The following is a 20752-nucleotide window of genomic DNA, read 5'->3' on the forward strand; positions in this document are numbered from 1 at the left end:
TACAAAATGAAAAAAACCCCATTAAATAATAGGGTTTATCCTGTCAATCAAACATTATACTGCACCACATATCGATGGATTTCTGTTTGATAATAAGCTGTTGAATATTCGACTAACGTTTCATCTATATTATAGGAATACCTCATTCTTTTTAGTAATGGTTTTTGATCGACCATTAATTTAGATGCTACTTTATCAGAAGGAATTTCTACATCGAATTCATCGTTAAAACGATTCATAACTAACCCCTTCTCATAAAGTAATTCATAGAGTGAACCTTGAAATACTTCTAAATCTAAGGCTAAATGAGCAGTTATCGGAAAATAGTGAGTTAAATAAATATACGGCTGGTCATTTAACAAATATAGACGTTCTAAACAATAACATGCTTCTCCCATATGCTGTTGAAGAAATGGATTATCCTTCGTACGTACAGTAGAAATATTTATAGCTTCTTTTTTTAAATCAAATCCTTCCTTTATTAACAACTCTGAAAAATTCTGCCCTCTTGAAAGTTTCGGGGCAACTTTATTATCAATAACCTTGGTACCTATACCACTTCTTTTCTCTACATATCCTTCATTGGCTAACTGTTCAACAGCTTTGCGAATGGTTATTTTGCTTACAGAAAATTCTTGCTCAAGTACAGGCTCAGAAGGAATTAATTCATTTTTCGGATAATAGCCGCTAATAATTCTCTCCTTTAAAATATCTTTCACCTGAAAATATAAAGGTCCTTTTTTAGATGTTAGCTTCATAAAATCATCCCTTATCAGACTTCTTATCGCTTCTACCACAGATCTATTTTACTATAAATAATCGTTTTAACAAGAAAGATAAGCCTGATTCTTCGTATGTATGCGTGACAAGGCATCACTACGAGCTTGTGAGCCTTGCCATATTGGAATACCACTTAAATGAATATATCAATAATTAAAACCAATCCAAAAGCAATAAACGATAATAACGTTTCCAGGACTGTCCAGGTTTTAAAAGTCTCTTTTACTGTTAATCCAAGGTACTCTTTTACTAACCAAAAGCCGGCATCATTTACATGAGACAGCATAAGTGAGCCTGCTCCGGTTGCTATAACTAGTAATTCTAAATTAACACCTGACATATTTGCAATAACAGGCGATACAATTCCTGCAGCAGTAGTAAGTGCTACGGTTGCTGAACCGGTAGCTACTCGAATTAATCCTGCAACTACAAAAGCTAATACAATTGGAGATAGAGAAAAGTGCTGTGCCATTTGAGCAATCGTCTCCCCAACGCCACTTTCAATCAGAATTTCTTTAAATCCACCACCTGCGCCAATAATTAATATAATGGAACCAATAGGCAGTATGCATTCATCTGTTAATTTCTTGATTAACTGCTTATCCATCCCTTGTCGAAAACCAAGCAAATAATATGCTGCAAAGCAGGCAAGTAACAATGCTATTACAGGACTTCCAATAAACACTAGAAATTCTGTAAATACGTCAGGTAATTCCAAGTAAGGTGCAAAAACAGATAGCAAGATTAATAGAATCGGCATTAAAATAATGAAAAATGAAACTCCAATACTAGGTAATTGTTGGGACGGTGATTCTGGACGAACAACGCTTGGCTCCCCTTTTGGAGCAACACGCTTATGTATCCACTTTGCAAAGAGTGGTCCTGCTATAATTGCTGGAGGAAGTGCAATGATGAGTGAATATAAAAGTACACTTCCTAAATTCGCACCATAAATGCTTATTGCGGTCATCGCTCCTGGATGAGGAGGTACGATACCATGTACAATGGATAAACCAGCAATTACTGGCAATCCAATCAACAATATATTTTGATTTGTCTTCTTTCGAATCGCAATGACCAGTGGCAATAATATAACAATTCCTACCTCAAAAAATACAGGTATCCCGATAATAAAACCTGAAAACAGCATCGCCCAGGGCAGTTTTTTCTCCCCAAAGAGTCGCACAAAGTAATTAGCTATTTGTACGCCCGCACCAGAATCCGACATCATCTTTCCTAAAATAGTACCGAAAGCTAGGATTCCGACTAAATGTCCTAATACGCTTCCAACACCCGATTCATAAGCTGTAACAATTGAATCCATGGATAAACCAGACATAATTGCCAAGAACATACTTGCAACGGTTAAACTAATAAATGCATGCCAGTTCCACCATGATACACCCAAAATAACAATGACAATCGAAAGCAATGTAATAATTAACAAATATATATCCATCGAGTTTACCCCTTTGCTGTTAGTCATAAAGTTGTTTCATGTAACATCATAAAGCAATTGAACAAGGCGTCCTAAATGAAGAGGGATGCCTATCTTTTTAAATCCAAAGAAGCGTGATTCATCGCTTGGAAAATGTCATTTTCACTTGCTGTAGGTGTATCTCCCACAACCGTATGAGCGAGCATAGCCGCAACGGTTGCAAACGCAACGGTTTTCTCAGGTGAAAATCCGTTGATTTCTCCATGTAAAATCCCACTTGTGTATGCATCTCCTGCTCCAATTCGATCAAGTACTTGAAAAGATACAGGCTCAGCAAAAGTAAGTGAATTATCCTTATACATAAAACCCTGCAAGGAATGGAAATTTGCACTGTCGATGACGCGATGCGTCCCAGCGATAACTGGAATTTGATACGTTTGTGCAACGATAGGGAGGAGATCGATCAATTGCTCCTTCCGTTCTAGCTTATTTGTCTTTAATTCAAGAATATATTTTGCATCTTGTTCATTCATCATTACCAAGTCAGACAAATGGAGCATTTCCTCATAATGTGATTTCGCTTTTTTATACCCACCTTCTCCCCATAAAGATGGTCGATAATTACAGTCAAATACCACTTTTCCTCCATTTGCTTTCACTGCTTTAGCAAGCGATTTCATTTGACTTCGTACTTGATCATTCATTGCTAAGGTTATCCCGCAAAAATGAATGACATCGATCTCTTCAGCAATCTTCTGAAAATGATAGTTATCCGTTGTCGCTGTATTAAAGCTACTTTCTTGCCGATTACAGTAGGTAACTTGACTAGGACGTACTCCAAATCCATTTTCTAAAAAATACATTCCGAGATTTTCACCATTACGCGATATATACGAAGGTACAATACCTAGTTTTTGAATAAATGACATTGCAGCATCACCTATCGGATTTTTCGGCAATGTAGATATCATGTAACCTGTATGACCAAGGCGTGCTACTGCTGAAGTAACATTGACTCCAGTCCCGGAGAAGGAATAATTCAATGTCCTTCCTTGTGCTAAAGACTCATACCCCGGAACCTGAAGTCGCATCATGACTTCCCCAAATGCTGCAATGTGTTTACTCATCGCTATCAACTAATTTCTTTGTCATTTGGATTAACTCTGCTACATCATCCACCTTTGTCTTCCCTGTAGCCTTGTCAATAATCGATGAATAAACATGAGGGATAATCTTAGGTACGTTTGCTTCTAGAGCGATTTGTAAAAGGCTTTCATAATTTTCTTTATCGATACCACCTGTTGGCTCTAGTGCAAATCCTTCTTCTCCACATGCGTTTGCAACGGCCCGGTACTCTTCTTCATAACGTAAGCCTTTCATCGGGAAATATTTTAATGCATCCCCTCCCATATCACGTACTAGTCCAATTGCTGTCTTAATCGGAACGATTGCTTGTTCATGTTGGGAGGCGCTAATTGGGCCTGTAGAAATATTCACATAACCAACTTTTCCAGTCGGGGAAACCAATGCATTAATCCAACTATCCTCTCCTCCTAGCTTAGCTCGCGTTGCACCAACTGCCGGAAAAACTTGGTTAATATGACTCCCTGGATATTGGCTGGCTATTTCAGCAACAACAGCAGCTTGACGATTATCACCTGCCCCAAGACCAATGGATACCGCCTCATCAATTGCTTTCCCATACTCCTTCATAGCCGCCACGGCTTGTTCAACTGTTTCATAATTTTTTGAAAGCACGCCAATTAATACGTAGCCATACGCAGCTTCAAAAACCTCTTTGGCATTCTCTATATCATCTGCCAAAACATTTAGAGCAACTCTGTCTTTATAGAATCGTTTTTTTATTGTAGACATCTTTATTCTCCTCCAATGATTTCTTTTAATCTTGCAGCTATAATCTGAATATCATCAACTTGTAGTGGTCGTGGATCAATATCAAAGAAACCTTGTCTTATCCCATAATCACGGGTATAAATTGCAATTTCCCCATTGCGTAATTGATCTACTACATTACTTGCATCTATCTTTGCTAATTCAGGGTTCACTAGTATTCGCGCCCGATAGATATTCCTTCCTGCTTCATCTTGAACAATAGTTACATCTACTCCAGTTAATTCACCTAAAGGAGTTAAAGCTTGCAACATTTCTTTTTCTTGTTCTGAATTATCTTCTTTATTGCCATACTCTTCTAATGCTTGAAGTAAACCAAAAGTTGTTTCCTTACCTACCTTCATGCTTCGCCCGATGCCATGCATTTGAACCTTTAACCAATCAATGTACTTACGCTTCCCTCCGACAATTCCAGAAGTTGGTCCTTCAATTGCTTTTGAACCACTATAGATGGCTAAATCCGAATAGCAAACATATTTTTGTAAATCTCCTTCAGCAGCTGCATCTACAATAAGTGGCACCCGTTTATCCTTTGCTATCTTCCACGTTTCCTCTACAGAGATCATATTTTTTTGTACAGCATGGTGCGATTTCACATAAAGAATAGCTGCCGTACGTTCCGAAACTGCTTCCTCTATATGTACAGCTTTCCCTTCATTTGCGTAGCCTACCTCTACAAGCTTCCCGCCGCCAAGATAAACCATTGTTTCGATTGGAGCACCATACTGAACGTTATGACCTTTTAAGATAATTACTTCATTTTTACTTAGTTCATCTTGATGCAGTCGTTCACTTTTGCGCTGATTACCTTCTGTAACAAGTGCAGCTACAGAAAGTGCTATCCCACTGGATGCGGAATTCACAACGATCGCAGCTTCCGAACCAAGTATACTAGCTGCATAATCTCCCGCCTTATCTACTAAATCTGCTATTTCTACATAGTTTTGTCCGCCATATTTCATTGCTTCCATAACCGTATCACTTGGAGACGAAACACCAAGTATACTCATACGTCCACTTGCATTAATGACACGTTTCATTCCATACTTAGCATTCAATGATTTCCCCATTAATGATCACTCCTTTAGGTTGAATTTGTTTAGAATAGCTTCGTTGTTCCCCTTCAGAATCAGTTAGTGCTGTCTGTTTATCTTTAATTGTAAATAGCGTTAAATTTGTTCGGTCTCCTACTTTAATTCGACCAAGCTCCGGCTTATCAAGCCAGTTAGCTGCATGAATCGTTACAGCATCAATTACATCTTCTAGTGAATATCCTAAATATAAGAACTTTGTCAGCACATGGGCCATACTGTATACTGGACCATTTACTCGATTACCACGATAAATATCGGTACTTATCGTATTGAATTTTATACCGTGCTGCTTCGCTGCTTCTGCATACTTAAATGAAAAACTAGATGTCCCATGGCCAACGTCTAAATGAACCCCTCGATTCACGGCATCTGTCAAGACCTTTAACGGTTCTCCATTTGCTTGAAATAAATTATTGGATTTACCGTTTAAGAAATGGGTGATAACATCACCTGCTTTTAAACAAGGAATAATATCTTCAACCTTTGGTGGTGCTGAACCAATATGTACCATTAAAGGTAATGCTGTCTTATTCGAAAGTTCTCTTGCGATTTTAAGAGGTTTCATCCCACTTTCTCCTACTACGCTTTTGCTCATTCTAGCCTTCAACCCGATGACAATATCATGATGGGTTTGTGCAGCATGAATGGCCTTTGCTTGATCAATCCAATTCAAATTGGATAGTTCATCTACTCTCGCTAATCCAATACGAGAAACATTTAAAAAAGCAAATAAGTTGGTTTTTGCTTGTCTTTTACTAGCCGCTAAATCTGCTATTCTATCAGCACCACAGCTACCAGCATCAACAATAGTTGTTACTCCTTGTTTAACTCCAATTTGATCAACCTCATCTCCATAAGGATCAAATTCTGGAAAAGCATGAACATGCAGATCAATCCACCCACTAGATATATAGTATCCGGAATAGTCGTATACATTTTCTCCTTGACCATATCCAGCTTTTGCTATATCTATGATTCTTCCTTTTTCTACTACAATGTCGATTATCGTTTCATCAGTACGTTTTACATTACGTACTACAAATCGATCCTTCATCTCCATTCACCTTTTCTAATATTTATCGATTTAAGAAAAGCATATCATGAAATTCTCCATAAGTAAATATAACGTTATAATGTTTGATGAAATTAGATGATTTACATTCTGAACATTGTTCCTACAGTACGACCACAACTAAGTTGGCAAGTCGCTTACCAAAGGAACCCCCACATTTTCACTTAACTGCTATTATACTAGCCAAAACTACGAATCAGCTTATTCTAATACAGATTGTAATCAAATAATTAAAAACCGAACGAAACCGAATAGAAAGGAACAAGTTCGAATTTCGTTCGGTTTTCTCTTAACTGGCATTTTTTTGTCCGACTTCCCGTTATTTCAAAAAATACAATCTGTTTTGCGATCAAACTGTACGATTAAATAGATTGAAAGACTCACTCCAAAAAAGAAAGTCACACCGGGTAATACATATAGTGATAGGATAAGACCTAAGAAAACGATCATATAAATAGCGTTATTTTTGGGATATAATAAAACAAGCATAAACGATTTCTTTATTTGTCCGATTATTTGTCCATTCAAATCAACTTGTCTGAAGAAATGAATCACACTTAACAATAGGAAACCTAACATCCCCAAAACCATCCATTTAAACAGTACATAATCGGGATGAATAATGACTAGATTTGTACTAATTAATAGGACCATTGCTTGCCAAAGCATACCTGCTTTATTCAATGAGAAAAACGATGTCATGTACACATGATGAAATTGCTGAAACAATGCTTTTGTCGTCGAAGTATCCGACTGAAAATCTTTCCAAATATGAAATAAGGCATAGGTGGCTGGGAAAATACCAAAGATGATACACCCGCAAACACTGAAAATTACCCAAAGTAGTTGTAAATATGCAAACCAATATAATTGTTGCAGTATATTCGTATATTTTTCTAAAATGACCCGCATTCATGACACCGCCCTTTATTGAATTAGCCTTTTACGGAACCTGCTACCATTCCTTTCATTATTTGCTCTTGGAAAAGAAGATACATAATAATGGTAGGTATAACTGCAATGGTCATTGCGGCCATTGTCAGCGCATAATCGGTACTGAAGCCGTCTGAGAAAATGGAAAGACTTAATGGAAGTGTTTTTAACGAATTGTCATTAATAAATACAAGCGCAAATACAAACTCATTCCAATACCTTAAAAAAGACAGTATTGCTACTGTAGACAATGCAGGTACACTTAAAGGAAGCATGATTCGAAAGAAAATTCCCCAATACCCTGTTCCATCGATGACAGCTGCTTCTTCTAAATCTTTTGGTATCGAACTCATATAAGCCACCGTCAAAAAGATCGCGATTGGAAGTTCGAAAGCAGTATACGGTAAAATCAACGCCCAATAAGTGTCCAGTAATCCAACTTGATTCATCATGGTAAACAGAGGCACTAATGTACTATGAATGGGAATTAGCATTCCTAACAAAAAGAACACCATTAAAAACGCCTTTAAACGAAAGGTAAACCGAGACAACACATATGCGGTTAACGCTCCAAGAAAAACAGTTAACGCAGTGGCTGATACGGTTACAATAACGGAATTAATCATGGCAGTTCCTAAGTCAGCCACTTCCCATGCTCTTGTGAAATTCCCCCAGGAAATACTTGTCGGAAAAGCATATGGTTCTGCAAAGAATTCCTCATTCGACTTAAATGAACTTGTAATTAACCAATATAGGGGATAGATCATCATTAGCGAAAATATGCTTAGAAATGTAACTTTTATTAAATGAAACCATCGTTTTTTCAATATCTATTCCCCCTCCTATCCATTTTTTCTTCGCATCAATAGTTGACTAATCCCTATTAGAATCAAGCTTAAAATAATAATCATTGTAGAAACGGCTGACCCATAGCCATAACGATAAACAAGAAAAGTATTATTATACATATAGGTAGCTAATATTTCTGTAGATTCGGCTGGTCCCCCGCCAGTCATTACAAATACTTGGTCAAACGCCTTTAAACTTCCAGAGATACACAACACGACTGCAACTTTAATTGTGGTCCACATATTTGGTAAGATAATATAAATTAACTTTTTCCACCCGGAAGCACCGTCAATCATTGCTGCTTCTTCCATTTCGGAAGGGATATTTTGAATAGCTGCAATAAAAATAATTAAGTATGGTCCTATATAATTCCAAATAATTGGAACGGCTACCGCATACATATTCACAGAAGGGTCGGAAAGCCAAGATTTCGTCCATGATTCTAACCCAACTGCTCGTAATACAGCATTGATAACTCCTAATTCAGGATCATAAATATACCCCCAAATTAATCCGACAACCACTGTGGAAATAACCATTGGTAAGAAAACCGCTGATCTTACCACTTTCTGAAACCAATTGCGCTTTCGTAACATTAATGCTAAAGCCAACGCAATTGGAACCTGTCCAAACACAGATGCAGCAACGATAATCATATTATTTTTAAATGATCTCCAAAAAACAGAACTTTGTATAACTTCCATGTAATTTTGAAATCCAATATATGTTGCCTCTCCTAACCCAGACCACTCAAAAAATCCATAGTAGGAAGACCAAAATATTGGAATAATGACAAAAAAAGAATAAAGCAAAAGGGCTGGGAGCAACGTAATGACCAACAACCCTTTTAGCTTTAAGTTAGCTTGCATATCATTTCCTCCCCATTTGCTGTGCCATATTATTCATTGGAAGCTTGAGCCTTTTGAATCGTTTCTGCTACCTTTTCAGGATCTCCACCTAACATAATTTCCTGAAGCCCATTGTTAACAGCTTCACCTGCTTCTGAAGTTAAGTACAAATCATAGACAGGAGCAAATTCTACCTCGCGGATTAAATTAAAGGCCTCATAGAATAGGGGGTTTACATTCTTTTTGTCAATTTCAACATCATACATTACCATGGAATTACTTTCTGCAATTTGTTTCTGTGCTTCGGCATTACTCAGCTTATAAATAAGATCGAGTGCTGCATCTTTTGCTTTTCCTTCTGTCTTACTACTAAGTAAGAATCCGCCACCAGGGCCTCCAGTAATGGTATTCCCAGATCCTTTTCCATCTTCAATTGTTGGAACGACAGTTACACCAATATTATTTAATACTTCTTCTGATTGGGAAGCACCTAAGCTACTCAATGACCAAGCGCCATTTATCATCATTGCTGCTTTTCCTTGAGCAAAATACTGCTCTGCCTGTGTATTGTCCATACTATTAGCTCCATCAGCATACGCACCTTTATCAACTAATTGTTTAAAACGATTTAATGCATCAAGAAAAATTGGATCGGTAAAGGAAGCCTCATCTTGTTCAACCGCATTTAGAAACCATTCTGTACCTGTAACCCGATCAGCGATTGCACCGAATGTCGTTGATTGCGCTACCCAAGGAGCTTTATTTCCGAGTGCTATTGGTGTAATACCTTGCTGATTAAAAGCCTCGATAACCTCCATCCATTCATTCCATGTCTTTGGAACAGATAAATGATGTTCCTCAAACATATCTTTGTTGTAATACAAGAATGACGTAGCTGACATCGCAACAGGTGCCGAGTACAATTCACCATCATAGTTATACGGCTCTAATGCACCGTCAAGAAATGCATTCTTCCAATCTGAATGCTCATTAAACAACGGAGTAATTGGTTGAATTAAATCACCATGATAGAATTCATCGGTAAAACTTCCTGCGTAGGTAAGGAAAACATCTGGAAGTTCATCAGCAGCAGCAACAGTACTTATTCGTTGCCGATAACCATCTACTGGGATCGCTTGTTCATCTACTTCTATGTTAGGATTCTTTTCCTCAAAGGATGCAATCATATCTCTAACTTTTCTTGCTCGTAAATCGTCACCAGCAAAGTTATGCCAAATAGATATCGTTGTTTTTCCACTCGTCTCTTCATTTGTTGTCTCACTATCCGCATTTGGAATACAGCCTGTCAGCATTAATACTATGACAAGTCCTAGCAGTGCTTTCTTCATAAAATCCCCCCTTATTAGTACTTAGCTTTAGTTTAAGAAAACCTTCCCCCCTCGTTAAGGGGGAAGAATATCATATCAGGGGTTAAATTTCTAAGTATTTTAAATAATCTTATATCATGTTTATCGTTAATTTCGACGGCGATATTGTGTTGGAGTGACACCATAATGTTTTTTAAAAATTTTTGTAAAATACTTTCGATCATTATATCCAATATTTTTTGCAATCTCTTTAACTGTTAAAGAAGTATACAGAAGAAAGTCAACTGCTTTCTGCACACGAAGTATGGTTACTAGTTCAACATAGGATTTTCCTGTTTTCTTTCTAATTAGTTCACTTAAATAATTAGGGTGGATTGAAATATATCCGGCCACTTCTTGTAAAGATAGTGATTGTCCAAGATGCTCCTCTATATAGTAAATGCTTTGTTCCACATAATTTGAATTCTTTTGTGCTTGCTTTTGGAAATCCTGCTGTAATTGGGAAAATCGTGCTTGCAATATTTCCGTAGGTCGTTGAAACCAACTACTTGCTGAAGGAATTGATTCGTAACGCCGTTCATGATCTTGAATTCGATTCATATATCTTATGGTTTCCATGTACAAATTTTGCACATAAAACTGGATAGAATCCGGAGTAGCTTGAGAATGCGAAAATAACCAAGTATGAAATGCATGCACCCAAGTAATTAAGTTGTCATATTCTCCATTATGAAGAAACGTTATAAGTTGCTGAAGAAACTCTTCTTTTCTCTCGTGATAGGCAATTCCGGTTCTTTCTTTAACCATTTGTTCACTGATGGTAACAGCATCTGTGAATATATATTTATATAAGTGAAGCTGCGATAGCTGTTCATATTTATACGGCAATTCATTTAAGGTTGATATAACGTTACTCATGAATATTGGCTGTTGGACCATCTGACGTATTTTTTTGATTGCCATTTGTAATAAATAACCGTCCTCTAAATAGGTATTTCGTTTTGTAAGTATCAACGTAAACCGGTCATCATGTAACCACGTTCCATATAAATACCCATTCCATATTTTTTCATAAGAATGTAATGTCTGCGTATCAAGGGTTGTCCCAATCAGAATAAGTTGATAAGGGGGAGTAGCTAATTCGGGAAGAGCTTCCGCCAATTTTGCTTGATCTTTCGAATCTCGTTGATGAAATAGAGTTTGTACTATTGTATTTTTCTCTTCTGAATATGCCGCGTTTGACCAACGATGATATTTTTTATCTTTTTCTAATCGTTTTTTTGCCCGGTTAACTGCAGTGATTATTTCATCTGGACTGCTAGTTTTTAATAAATAATCACATACATCCTGCCTGAGTGCCTCTTGAATATAGGCAAAGTCATCATACCCTGTTAGCAAAATACTTTCGATACAATAATTTTTCTTTCCAATATATGAAACAAGTTCAAGTCCGTTCATCTCTTTCATTTGAATGTCAGTGATTAAAATATCTGGTTTCTCCGTTTCTATTCGTTCTATCACTTCTTCCGCTGAAGCCGCAGGATCAAGTAATAGGAAACCATTTTCCTCCCAAGGAATCACATTTGCTATCCCTTCTCGAATAATAATCTCATCATCCGCAATTAGTACTTTCATCGGTCATCTTCCTTTTCTTGGAATAGAGAATTGGATTGTCGTACCGGCTAATTTTTCACTAAAAATTCGTAACCCACTAGCTTGTCCAAAATGTAAACACAAACGTAAATTGACATTACGAAGGCCATAATTTGTACCAATAACACCACTAGACAATGGATCTTCCAAAAATTGAGATTGTAATTCTTTCCTTTTCGCTTCCGACATCCCAGCACCATTATCCATCACTGCAAAATGAATTCGGTTATCCTTTTTTTCTGCGGTTATCTTAATCCTTCCATAATGTTGTTGGAGGGAAAAGAAGCCATGTTTAATACTATTCTCAACTAACGGCTGTAAAATAAGCTTTAGTATACAATCCTGCTTGATCTCTTCTGGAATATCGAGTTGTAAAGAAAATGTGTCTGGAAAACGTATTTCTTTAATGTCAACATAATGGCGAACATGGCCAACTTCTTGTTCAATCGTACAATATTCATTACCTTTATTCAGACTAAACTGTAAAAATGTACTTAAAGAAGATACGACTCTAGAAATATCATACGCTTGCGATTGTAATGCAATCCAATGAACGGATGCTAATGTGTTATATAAAAAATGTGGATTTATTTGGGATTGAAGCGCTTGCAAATCTGCTTGCCTTTTGATAGCTTCGTTCTTTTGAACTTGGCGCATTAACACCGAAATACGTTCATTCAACTGATTATAACTACTTATCAAATCGCCAATTTCATTATAGGAAAAACTATCAACTGCGCTTAACTTATCCCCTGGATTTGCTGTTCGAATCGTGTCCGTTAATTTAATTAGTGGGCGCAATACTTTAGAAATAAAGAAAATAACCAGTGCAGTTATTAATACCCCAGCGAGAATAACAGAATAAACGGTAAGCCATAAGATATATTTATTCTGCGAGCTATATTCTTGAAAAGGTATGACACTTACTAAATCCCAACCCACTGTTTCGATTTCTTTAGTAAAGATCGTGAATTTTTCTGCTCCTAATTCATAGGTGAAACGGTCCTGCTTTGTTTGATCAATAATTTGTTGTAATTCGCTGCTATCGACTTGTTGACTGACTGTTTGATTACCTGATAGTAATTTTCCATTATTGAGGATGAATACAGAACCATCCCACTCTAATTCCCCTGCATTTAAATACGCTTCAATGACTTTTACATTTAAGTTAATTGTTAAATAACCGATTTGCTCAAAGTCACTTGTACTACGAATGGGTCTGGTTAAACTAATTCTCTCCTGTCGTCCATCCACTGTCTCATTTTCTTTTCGATAAGACCACCATTTGTTGGAAGGAATTCGGTCAAAAATTCCCATTTCTTCTGTATCCATAACTAAATTCGTGGAAATTGGCGAATTCCCGTTTGATGGGTAAATAATAATATCATCAATATATTGTTTGGAAAAAGCTAGATTTGATAAAAACCCATATATCTCACGTTGAGGATAAATGGGATCTCCCTCCACCTGTAAATATTCTTGAACTGCCTGATTACCTATTAAGAACACGGACATATTTTCCACATCATTGATAATAAATGATATGGAATCTTGTATTTGTTCTAGAAAACTTTCACCAGAAATTTCCGCACGATCCTTAGATAGTTGAACCGTAGAATAATACGAAATCAGCCCTAAAATGATGATAGGAATAAGAACCACGATTAGAATAAAGGCAATGAGTTGATTTTTTAGTGAACGATGAAACCATTTTTTCATTTCGCATTGCATCCTTTATCAAAGAATACCAAATTCTATATTTAAATTTTCTGAATTAACCGTATTTTTACTATATCACCTTCATTTCCTTTCTACAAATGGGATCTCACTAGGAGCAAAAAAAATCTGCATAGAATGATTCATTCATGCAGATGCTGGTGCTTTCTTATACAATTTCTTTTTCTTTCTTGCGATGTGGGTTCGATGTAAAAATAATACCTAGCTCATGATGATCCCCTTCATACAACGCTCCTTGTAAAAAACGGTTTTCACCAGCTTTATCAAGAAGCTCTAATTTAAAATAAGCGCCGCTCTCTTGTAACGCTTCATAGAAAGCAGTTAAACTATATATTTTATTTCCATTTACTTTGGTTATGGTCTCCCCCGCCACAATTTCAAGCCGATCGGCAGGTGAACCAGGAAGAACAGCTAGAACTTTCAAACCTTTATCAGACGTTTGGAAGAATCCAGTTTTTTGCTGATCCATGGATCGATGTCGATAATTTATAAATTCTCTACCAACAATTGCAGAAATAATCCCAACGGCAGAAAACCAAGGATAATAAATACTAATAAACGCACAAATCCATATAACTATGCTTAAAGCTAAGGTAGTATTTGCTAATTTACCAGCTGCACGTACCGGGTCACTTCCTCTTACAAGGTGATTAAATCCAACAATAAAAGGGACAAGCAATAAACTATAGGATTCTCCCCCTACAGTAAAGTACGGCCAATAAGCAGCGAATGGAGCTATCGAACCCGATGGAATAAGAATAAAGAAAGGGATAATCGACATCTTTCTAATATGATGCTGACCCACCCAGCCACCTCTATTTCCTGAGGTAAGTTCCGGATATGTAGGACCTTTTCTAGCTTGCAGCAGTAACATACTTTCAGCAAATAGCAACATTGCTAATAATACGGTAAATCCAGAATAATCCACAGAGGAAAACAAGTCATTCGGGATAAAATCTTGTTTCTCTAATAAAAATGGTAGAAAAAGTAACAATACATAAGTAATTCCAAAGGTATAACTGGCCGATAAAAAGGAAAATTTACCTGTTATACTAACAAGAATTGTTACCAGGCAAAGCAATAATACGGTTGAATAAGAAAAAACAATACCCAACCCAATGGTAAGCGCAGATATAATAACACCTAAAATAATCGAGGTAGCCCATGTATATTTCCATTCGGAAAAGACATCGAATAGTTTAATACCGAAGTCTTTCCTTTCTCGTTTAATTCTTTGCATACCTGCTAAAACGATTAAGAAAATTGCCCAGTATAAGAGTGGATTTAAAAATAATTTCCCTATACCTTTCACCATTTCGGTGAACCATGCCTCTAACATATATCGATCACCTTCTTTGTGCAGTGATGTTTTGCTAAATTCGTATGCCATCATTTAATTCGACACGAAATGAAAAACTTCCTGCTATATAGTGTAAAAAGAGCTGTCTCAAAAGTCAGCTCACTATCAACATAATAAGAATATACACGATATGGAAATTGCCCAGATAAGCGCTACTTCTGGCAATAAGAGGAAGTACCACGTATATTCTATAACTAGTTGATAAAATTAAACGTCCTCATGAGACAGCACTTGCAAATTATTTATATATTTCATTTAATGCTTTTTCCATCTGTTGATCATCTTTGTCATTACGGATTTGATCTACTATTTGTGTTTCGATTAAAGCAGATGTTTGTTCATTGACTTCTCCTGTTGCTTTTAAATCATTATCAGATTGGAATTGTGTTATTGCTTTTTCTGTTTGTTCATTAAAATAACCATCGGTTCTACTTGGGTCATATCCCAATCCTTTTAACATAATTTGCACGTTTTTAACTTGATCTCCAGTCTGATCCTTCGTTAAAGGTTCTTCAATCTGAACTGGATTCGTATAGTAATAATCAGGTTGTTTCACATCAATAGTAGGTTTTACACCTTTTTCATGAATCCAATTTCCCTCTGGAGATAGCCATTTATAGAATGTTAATTTTATTGTACTTTCATCTCCTAATGGAACCGCCTGTTGAACAGTACCTTTTCCGAAACTTGTTTGTCCGACTACATCATATCCCATCTCTTTCATAGCAACTGCTAAAATTTCTGAAGCTGAAGCACTTCCCTCATCAATAACGACACTTATTGGATACTCTTTCTTTTCCGTTAACTCAGAGTAATAAGGTGTTTTCTTTCCGTTTTGATCTTCTACTTGTAAGTACGGCATATCTTCAGGGACAAATTCTTTTAGAACATCCTCTACAACATTTAATAAACCACCTGGATTTCCACGAACATCAATTACTAACCCTTCTATTCCATTATCTTCCAATTCTTGAAGTTGGTTTTTAAATTCATCTGCTGTTCGTTCAGAGAAATTGGTTATTTCCAAGACACCCGTCTTTTTCCCATCCACTTCTTCGGTTTTACTATAAACTGTTTCAACAGGTATGGTATCTCTTTCTATGGTAACATTAAAAGGATCTGAAACTCCTGCTCGCTGTATTTTCAATTCCACTTCCGATCCTTTTTCACCACGAATCTTAGCTACAGCCTCATTCAGGTTTAAACCTTCTAAACTCTCACCGTCTACTTGCAGCACTTGATCATTTGGTCGTAATCCAGCTTGCTCTGCAGGTGAATCCTTAATAGGAGCAACAATGGTAACTGTATCATTTACCATACTAACTTCTGCACCAATTCCTTCAAAAGATGATTCGATTTGTTCATTAAATTGCTCCATCGTCTCTACATCCATGTAAGAACTGTAGGGATCATCTAATGAAGATAGCATACCCTCTATTGCACCTTCTACTAACTGCTTATCATCAATTTCCTCTAAATAATTTTCTTTTATTAATTTAAATGCTTGATCTACCTTTTCCATGTTTTGTGGGGTACCTGAACCTGACGAATTCGTATCTTGATCCCCTTGATTTACTCCTGCATTATCCATTGCTGTAGGATCATCAGACTTTGCTAGTTCTACACCAGCATAACCGCCAGCAAGTCCAATTACTAATGCAGCAACTAAAAGCAATACAATATGTAACTTTCTTAATTTCATAATTTCACCCCAACACTTTTTATCATCATTGAACCTAGTAAACAAAGCATATCACTAACTTCTTCTTATTACTATGGTTTTAACTCCCTATTTATGTAATTATACACGTAATAGCAGAAAAAGACATCAAACCAATAAGGTCGATGTCTTTGTTTATAGTTTTTCTTTATTCTAATACATCCATTGGATCTATTGAATTACTCTTAGCAGCATTCCAACCGCCACGATGAACCTCGAAGTGTAAATGTGGTCCTGTGGAATGACCAGAGTTTCCAGAATTTCCGATAACTTGTCCAGAACTAATCGTTTGCCCAGATGAAACCGAAATACTACTCAGATGTGCATAAAGCGTTGTATAGGATACACCACCAACGTTATGAGCAACTAAAACGACATTACCATAACCACTCATGCCGCCATCTGCTTCTGTGTTTGTTTGTACAACAACCCCAGGTGCAGCTGTTTTTACTGCTGTTCCTACAGGAGTTCCAAAGTCAATTCCAGCATGCAATTTGCCCCATCGATGTCCATAACCAGAAGTAACTCCGTAAGAAACTGGATAACTTAAAATACCACTTCCACTAGATTGGGAGCCCCCTTGAGAGCTTGGACTTGCAGTCGAGTTTGAAGATGAATTCGAACTCTGTTTTTCTTTTTGCTGTTCTTTCTGTTTCGCTAATTGTTCTAACTCGCTTTTTTCAGATTGTGCAAGTTTCTTAGCCTTCTCAGCTGCGGCAGCTTGATTAGCTAGAATTTCCTGTTCTTTTTCAATACTTACTTTATGTTCTTCTAATTCATGCTGTTCTTCTTCTAAAGAAGCCATGAGTGTTTCTTTTTCTGCCATTTGATCATCAAGTTGTCCTTTAAGTGCAACTAGATCATCCTTTTGATCCTGTAATGCTAGTTTTCTATCTTCTACTTCGCTTTTCTTGCTTTCTACGTCTGCCTTATTTTTTTCTAATGCAATCTTGTCAGCAGTATGTTGTTCCATTATCGATTTATCTTGATCCATAATGGTATTTACAGCTGTAGATCGGCTGATAAAATCTCCGAAGCTTTGTGATCCGAAAATCACTTCTATGTATTTCATTTCTCCACCATTTAGTTGAAGATTACGTAAACGATCTTTTAATAACTCTTCACGCTTTTTAATACGCTCTTGAAGCATGACTATTTCGTTCTTTAGTTCTTCGATTTGCGTTTCTAAATCGTTAATTTTAGTATTTGTTTCCGTAATTTCATTTTCCTTGGTTTTAATTTGTTCCATGGTCCCTTGCAGGTCTTCGTTTAATGAAGTAATTTCACTTTCCACGGAATCTTGTTGATCAAGATTTTCATTCATTTTCTTATCTGTTTCAGCAGAATCTTCACCTAAACTATCCTGTTGCTGTTCAAGTTCTTTTTGTTCCTGTTCCAAATCATTAATCTTTTTTTCCAGTTCATCTGTTGATTGAGCTGACACCGGCCCAGCATAAAAAGTGGCCGATGTCGATACTAACAAAACGGTTAATAAAGATGGAATTACCTTTTTCATTGCTCCTTTTTCCCCTTCCCTCGTAAAAAATCAAACTTATTTAAGCCAGTTACACTTTTAAGAATTTACGTACACTCATCACACTGCCCCATACGCCAATTAGAGCACCTATAGCAACGATAATTAGTGCAAGCTGAAATGCAAATGGGTTGAACGGTAAGATTTCAATAAAACTGTAATTGATATGCTGGCTAATGTTATTTACCAAGTAATAGTAGCCTGTAAGAATAATTGCTACTGGTATAATAGAACCTAATACACCTAACAACAATCCTTCTATAAAGAATGGCCAACGAATAAATCCATTAGTGGCACCAACTAGTTTCATAATGCCAATTTCCTTACTTCTGGCCATTATTGTAATTTTAATAGTGTTGGATATGAGGAAGATCGCTGTAAATACCAATCCTAGAATGAGTACCAACCCGATAGTCCTTGCATAACTATTAAATTCGAATAGCTTTTCGACCACGCCTTGACCGTAGTTTACAGATTGTATTCCTTGTAACTCATTGATTTGTTTAGCAACTGGAGCGGTATCCTGTGGATCTGCAGTTTTGACAACAAACACATGATTCAATGGGTTGTCCTGCTCAAACATTTGCCAGGCTTGTCCGTTTTCTCCCATGCTATCAATTAAACTATTTAATTGGTCATCTTTCGAAGAAAAAACAGCCGATTGTACGCCATTTATTTTTTCGATTTCATTTCCTAGATTTTGTATCTGTTCTTCATCAGCAGTCTGTTCAATCATGGCATCAATTTGTACATCGTCTTCAATATTATCCGCCATTTCATTCAGATTGAGCATTAACGCTAGAAAAGCTCCTACTAAGATTAATGTAGTCGTAACGGCACCAACTGAAGCAATCGTCATCCAACCATTACGCCCAATGTTCTTAAATCCTTCGCGTATATGACGCATTAATGTCCTAACTTTCATAGCCGTAATCACCTCGGTGTTCATCTCTAACAATTAATCCGTCTTCAATAGCAATTACACGTTTTCGAAATGTATTAACAATCTCTTTACTGTGTGTTGCCATTAGAATCGTTGTGCCTCGATCATTAATCTCTTCAAATATTTTCATTATTTCTCGTGAAGTTTCTGGATCAAGGTTACCAGTCGGTTCATCGGCAATTACAATCTTAGGATGATTAACAATTGCTCGTGCGATAGAAACACGCTGCTGTTCACCACCAGATAATTCATCCGGTAAAAATCGTGCTTTGTTTTTCAAACCGACAAGGTCTAATACTTCCATCACTCGTTTACGAATGACAGCAGGTGACTCTTCAATTACTTCCAATGCAAAAGCTACATTTTCATAGACTGATAGTTTGGGAAGCAGTTTAAAATCTTGATAAACAACACCTATATTCCGCCTTAAATATGGTACTTTTCTTTCCTTTAAATCATTGACATTTATATCATTTATGCGAATGGTACCATTTGATGGTTTTACTTCTCTAAACATTAATCGAATAAATGTCGATTTCCCTGCACCACTTGGTCCAACTATGTATACAAATTCACCTTGTTTTATATCGACATTTATACCGCTTAATGCAACGACACCATTGGCATATGTTTTATGAACATCCTTCATCAATATCATATAAAACTCACCTTTATCTTTTAGTTGTTTATCTTGATGTATGCTCTATTTATCTTTTCATCTACATAATTTAAATAGGATATGTACATGATACTTCATCATTATAACATCTTTCGCCACGATTTTTAGACATAAAATTATTACATTTGTATTTCAAAAGTCGGTGTTTCATGAAATATTTTGTCATATATTATAGAAAGAAAGGGAATTATGCTTAGAGAGGGATTTTAAACTAGGTATATTTACTCGTATAAGAACAAGCAATGTCTTCTGTAGTTCCGCTACAAAAGAGTCTGATTTCTTACCCATTTAAAAAGCTTGTCCAATTGTTTACAATTAGACAAGCTTCTAGGTTATTATTTCTTTTGAGCTAACCAATCTGCAAGAATTTGTACGTCCTCACCAGTAGCCATACCTCCTGGCATACTACCTTTACCATTTTTAATGATGTCTGCAATTTCATCTGATGAAAGTCGAGAACCAACTTGAGTTAAATCAGGTCCTTGACCACCAGAGAGATCAGCACCATGACAGGATGCACAATTACTTTCAAATACTTCTTCAGCTGCTGCAGTATCTACAGAACCACCTTCTCCGGAAGGTTCTTCCGTTCCTGTATCTCCGTTATCTGCTGGTTCTTCTGATGCACCGTCGTCCCCGCCGCCACATGCACCTAGCACTAAGGCAGAACCGAAAAGCATTGTTAACAACCATTTTTTCATAGCTTCAATCCCCCTAACAGAAATAGTGTAATGGTTTATCAATTTTATTATAACCATATCTGTTTATTTTAAAACACTTTCCATTTCCATTTTTTTCATTAAACTTAGCAGGAAAGCTGCAAGCCCAAGCCATTTACTATTTGTGTCTATTTTATGAAAAAAAGCGCTGTCT

18 protein-coding genes are annotated in these 20752 nt (G+C 36.6%); all 18 read right to left on the reverse strand.

Annotated features, from left to right (window positions below):
• Positions 1 to 47 precede the first annotated feature (47 nt).
• Positions 48 to 758, reverse strand: a complete 711-nt coding sequence (locus JKP73_RS01095) for a GntR family transcriptional regulator (protein WP_021289079.1) — start codon at positions 756 to 758, stop codon at positions 48 to 50.
• Between the two features lie 155 nt (positions 759 to 913).
• The gene (locus JKP73_RS01100; RefSeq protein WP_021289080.1) at positions 914 to 2239 is read right to left on the reverse strand and encodes a GntT/GntP/DsdX family permease; all 1326 of its coding nucleotides are present in this window, start codon (positions 2237 to 2239) and stop codon (positions 914 to 916) included.
• An 89-nt stretch (positions 2240 to 2328) separates the two neighbouring features.
• The gene (locus JKP73_RS01105; protein ID WP_031334979.1) at positions 2329 to 3345 is read right to left on the reverse strand and encodes a sugar kinase; all 1017 of its coding nucleotides are present in this window, start codon (positions 3343 to 3345) and stop codon (positions 2329 to 2331) included.
• Positions 3338 to 4093, reverse strand: a complete 756-nt coding sequence (dagF, locus tag JKP73_RS01110; protein ID WP_038242976.1) for a 2-dehydro-3-deoxy-phosphogluconate aldolase — start codon at positions 4091 to 4093, stop codon at positions 3338 to 3340. The genes JKP73_RS01105 and dagF overlap by 8 nt, the downstream gene beginning before the upstream one ends.
• A gap of 2 nt (positions 4094 to 4095) precedes the next feature.
• Complete coding sequence (locus JKP73_RS01115) at positions 4096 to 5199, reverse strand: DgaE family pyridoxal phosphate-dependent ammonia lyase (RefSeq protein ID WP_200410809.1); 1104 nt, start codon at positions 5197 to 5199, stop codon at positions 4096 to 4098.
• Complete coding sequence (locus JKP73_RS01120) at positions 5177 to 6277, reverse strand: amidohydrolase/deacetylase family metallohydrolase (protein WP_021289084.1); 1101 nt, start codon at positions 6275 to 6277, stop codon at positions 5177 to 5179. The genes JKP73_RS01115 and JKP73_RS01120 overlap by 23 nt, the downstream gene beginning before the upstream one ends.
• A 342-nt stretch (positions 6278 to 6619) precedes the next feature.
• Positions 6620 to 7207: a DUF624 domain-containing protein gene (locus JKP73_RS01125; protein ID WP_021289085.1), complete on the reverse strand. Its 588-nt coding sequence runs from the start codon at positions 7205 to 7207 to the stop codon at positions 6620 to 6622.
• A gap of 23 nt (positions 7208 to 7230) precedes the next feature.
• Complete coding sequence (locus JKP73_RS01130; RefSeq protein ID WP_081674659.1) at positions 7231 to 7998, reverse strand: carbohydrate ABC transporter permease; 768 nt, start codon at positions 7996 to 7998, stop codon at positions 7231 to 7233.
• Between the two features lie 72 nt (positions 7999 to 8070).
• Positions 8071 to 8946, reverse strand: coding sequence for a carbohydrate ABC transporter permease (locus JKP73_RS01135; RefSeq protein WP_038242968.1), 876 nt, complete (start codon positions 8944 to 8946; stop codon positions 8071 to 8073).
• A 29-nt stretch (positions 8947 to 8975) separates the two neighbouring features.
• Complete coding sequence (locus tag JKP73_RS01140; protein ID WP_038242961.1) at positions 8976 to 10274, reverse strand: extracellular solute-binding protein; 1299 nt, start codon at positions 10272 to 10274, stop codon at positions 8976 to 8978.
• 126 nt (positions 10275 to 10400) lie between these two features.
• Complete coding sequence (locus JKP73_RS01145; protein ID WP_021289089.1) at positions 10401 to 11888, reverse strand: response regulator transcription factor; 1488 nt, start codon at positions 11886 to 11888, stop codon at positions 10401 to 10403.
• 3 nt (positions 11889 to 11891) lie between these two features.
• Entirely contained in the window at positions 11892 to 13625 is a 1734-nt protein-coding gene (locus tag JKP73_RS01150; protein WP_021289090.1) for a cache domain-containing sensor histidine kinase, read from the reverse strand.
• 166 nt (positions 13626 to 13791) lie between these two features.
• Positions 13792 to 15036 carry a PDZ domain-containing protein gene (locus JKP73_RS01155; RefSeq protein WP_234447033.1) on the reverse strand — a complete coding sequence of 415 codons (1245 nt, stop codon included), beginning with the start codon at positions 15034 to 15036 and terminating at the stop codon, positions 13792 to 13794.
• 205 nt (positions 15037 to 15241) lie between these two features.
• A complete protein-coding gene (locus JKP73_RS01160; RefSeq protein ID WP_021289092.1) occupies positions 15242 to 16705 on the reverse strand; it encodes a S41 family peptidase in 1464 nt (487 codons plus the stop codon).
• A 166-nt stretch (positions 16706 to 16871) separates the two neighbouring features.
• Positions 16872 to 18239, reverse strand: coding sequence for a murein hydrolase activator EnvC family protein (locus JKP73_RS01165; protein ID WP_021289093.1), 1368 nt, complete (start codon positions 18237 to 18239; stop codon positions 16872 to 16874).
• Positions 18240 to 18288: 49 nt separating this feature from the next.
• Positions 18289 to 19182 (reverse strand): permease-like cell division protein FtsX, encoded by an 894-nt coding sequence (gene ftsX, locus JKP73_RS01170; RefSeq protein ID WP_021289094.1) that lies wholly within the window; start codon positions 19180 to 19182, stop codon positions 18289 to 18291.
• Positions 19172 to 19858 carry a cell division ATP-binding protein FtsE gene (gene ftsE / locus JKP73_RS01175; RefSeq protein WP_021289095.1) on the reverse strand — a complete coding sequence of 229 codons (687 nt, stop codon included), beginning with the start codon at positions 19856 to 19858 and terminating at the stop codon, positions 19172 to 19174. Before ftsE ends, ftsX begins: the two co-directional genes overlap by 11 nt.
• Before the next feature lie 356 nt (positions 19859 to 20214).
• Positions 20215 to 20580 carry a cytochrome c551 gene (gene cccB, locus JKP73_RS01180; protein WP_021289096.1) on the reverse strand — a complete coding sequence of 122 codons (366 nt, stop codon included), beginning with the start codon at positions 20578 to 20580 and terminating at the stop codon, positions 20215 to 20217.
• Between the last annotated feature and the right edge of the window lie 172 nt (positions 20581 to 20752).

Origin of the sequence: Virgibacillus salexigens (genome assembly GCF_014905415.1) — a bacterium.
In the GTDB taxonomy this organism is placed as follows: Bacteria; Bacillota; Bacilli; order Bacillales; family Amphibacillaceae; genus Virgibacillus; species Virgibacillus salexigens.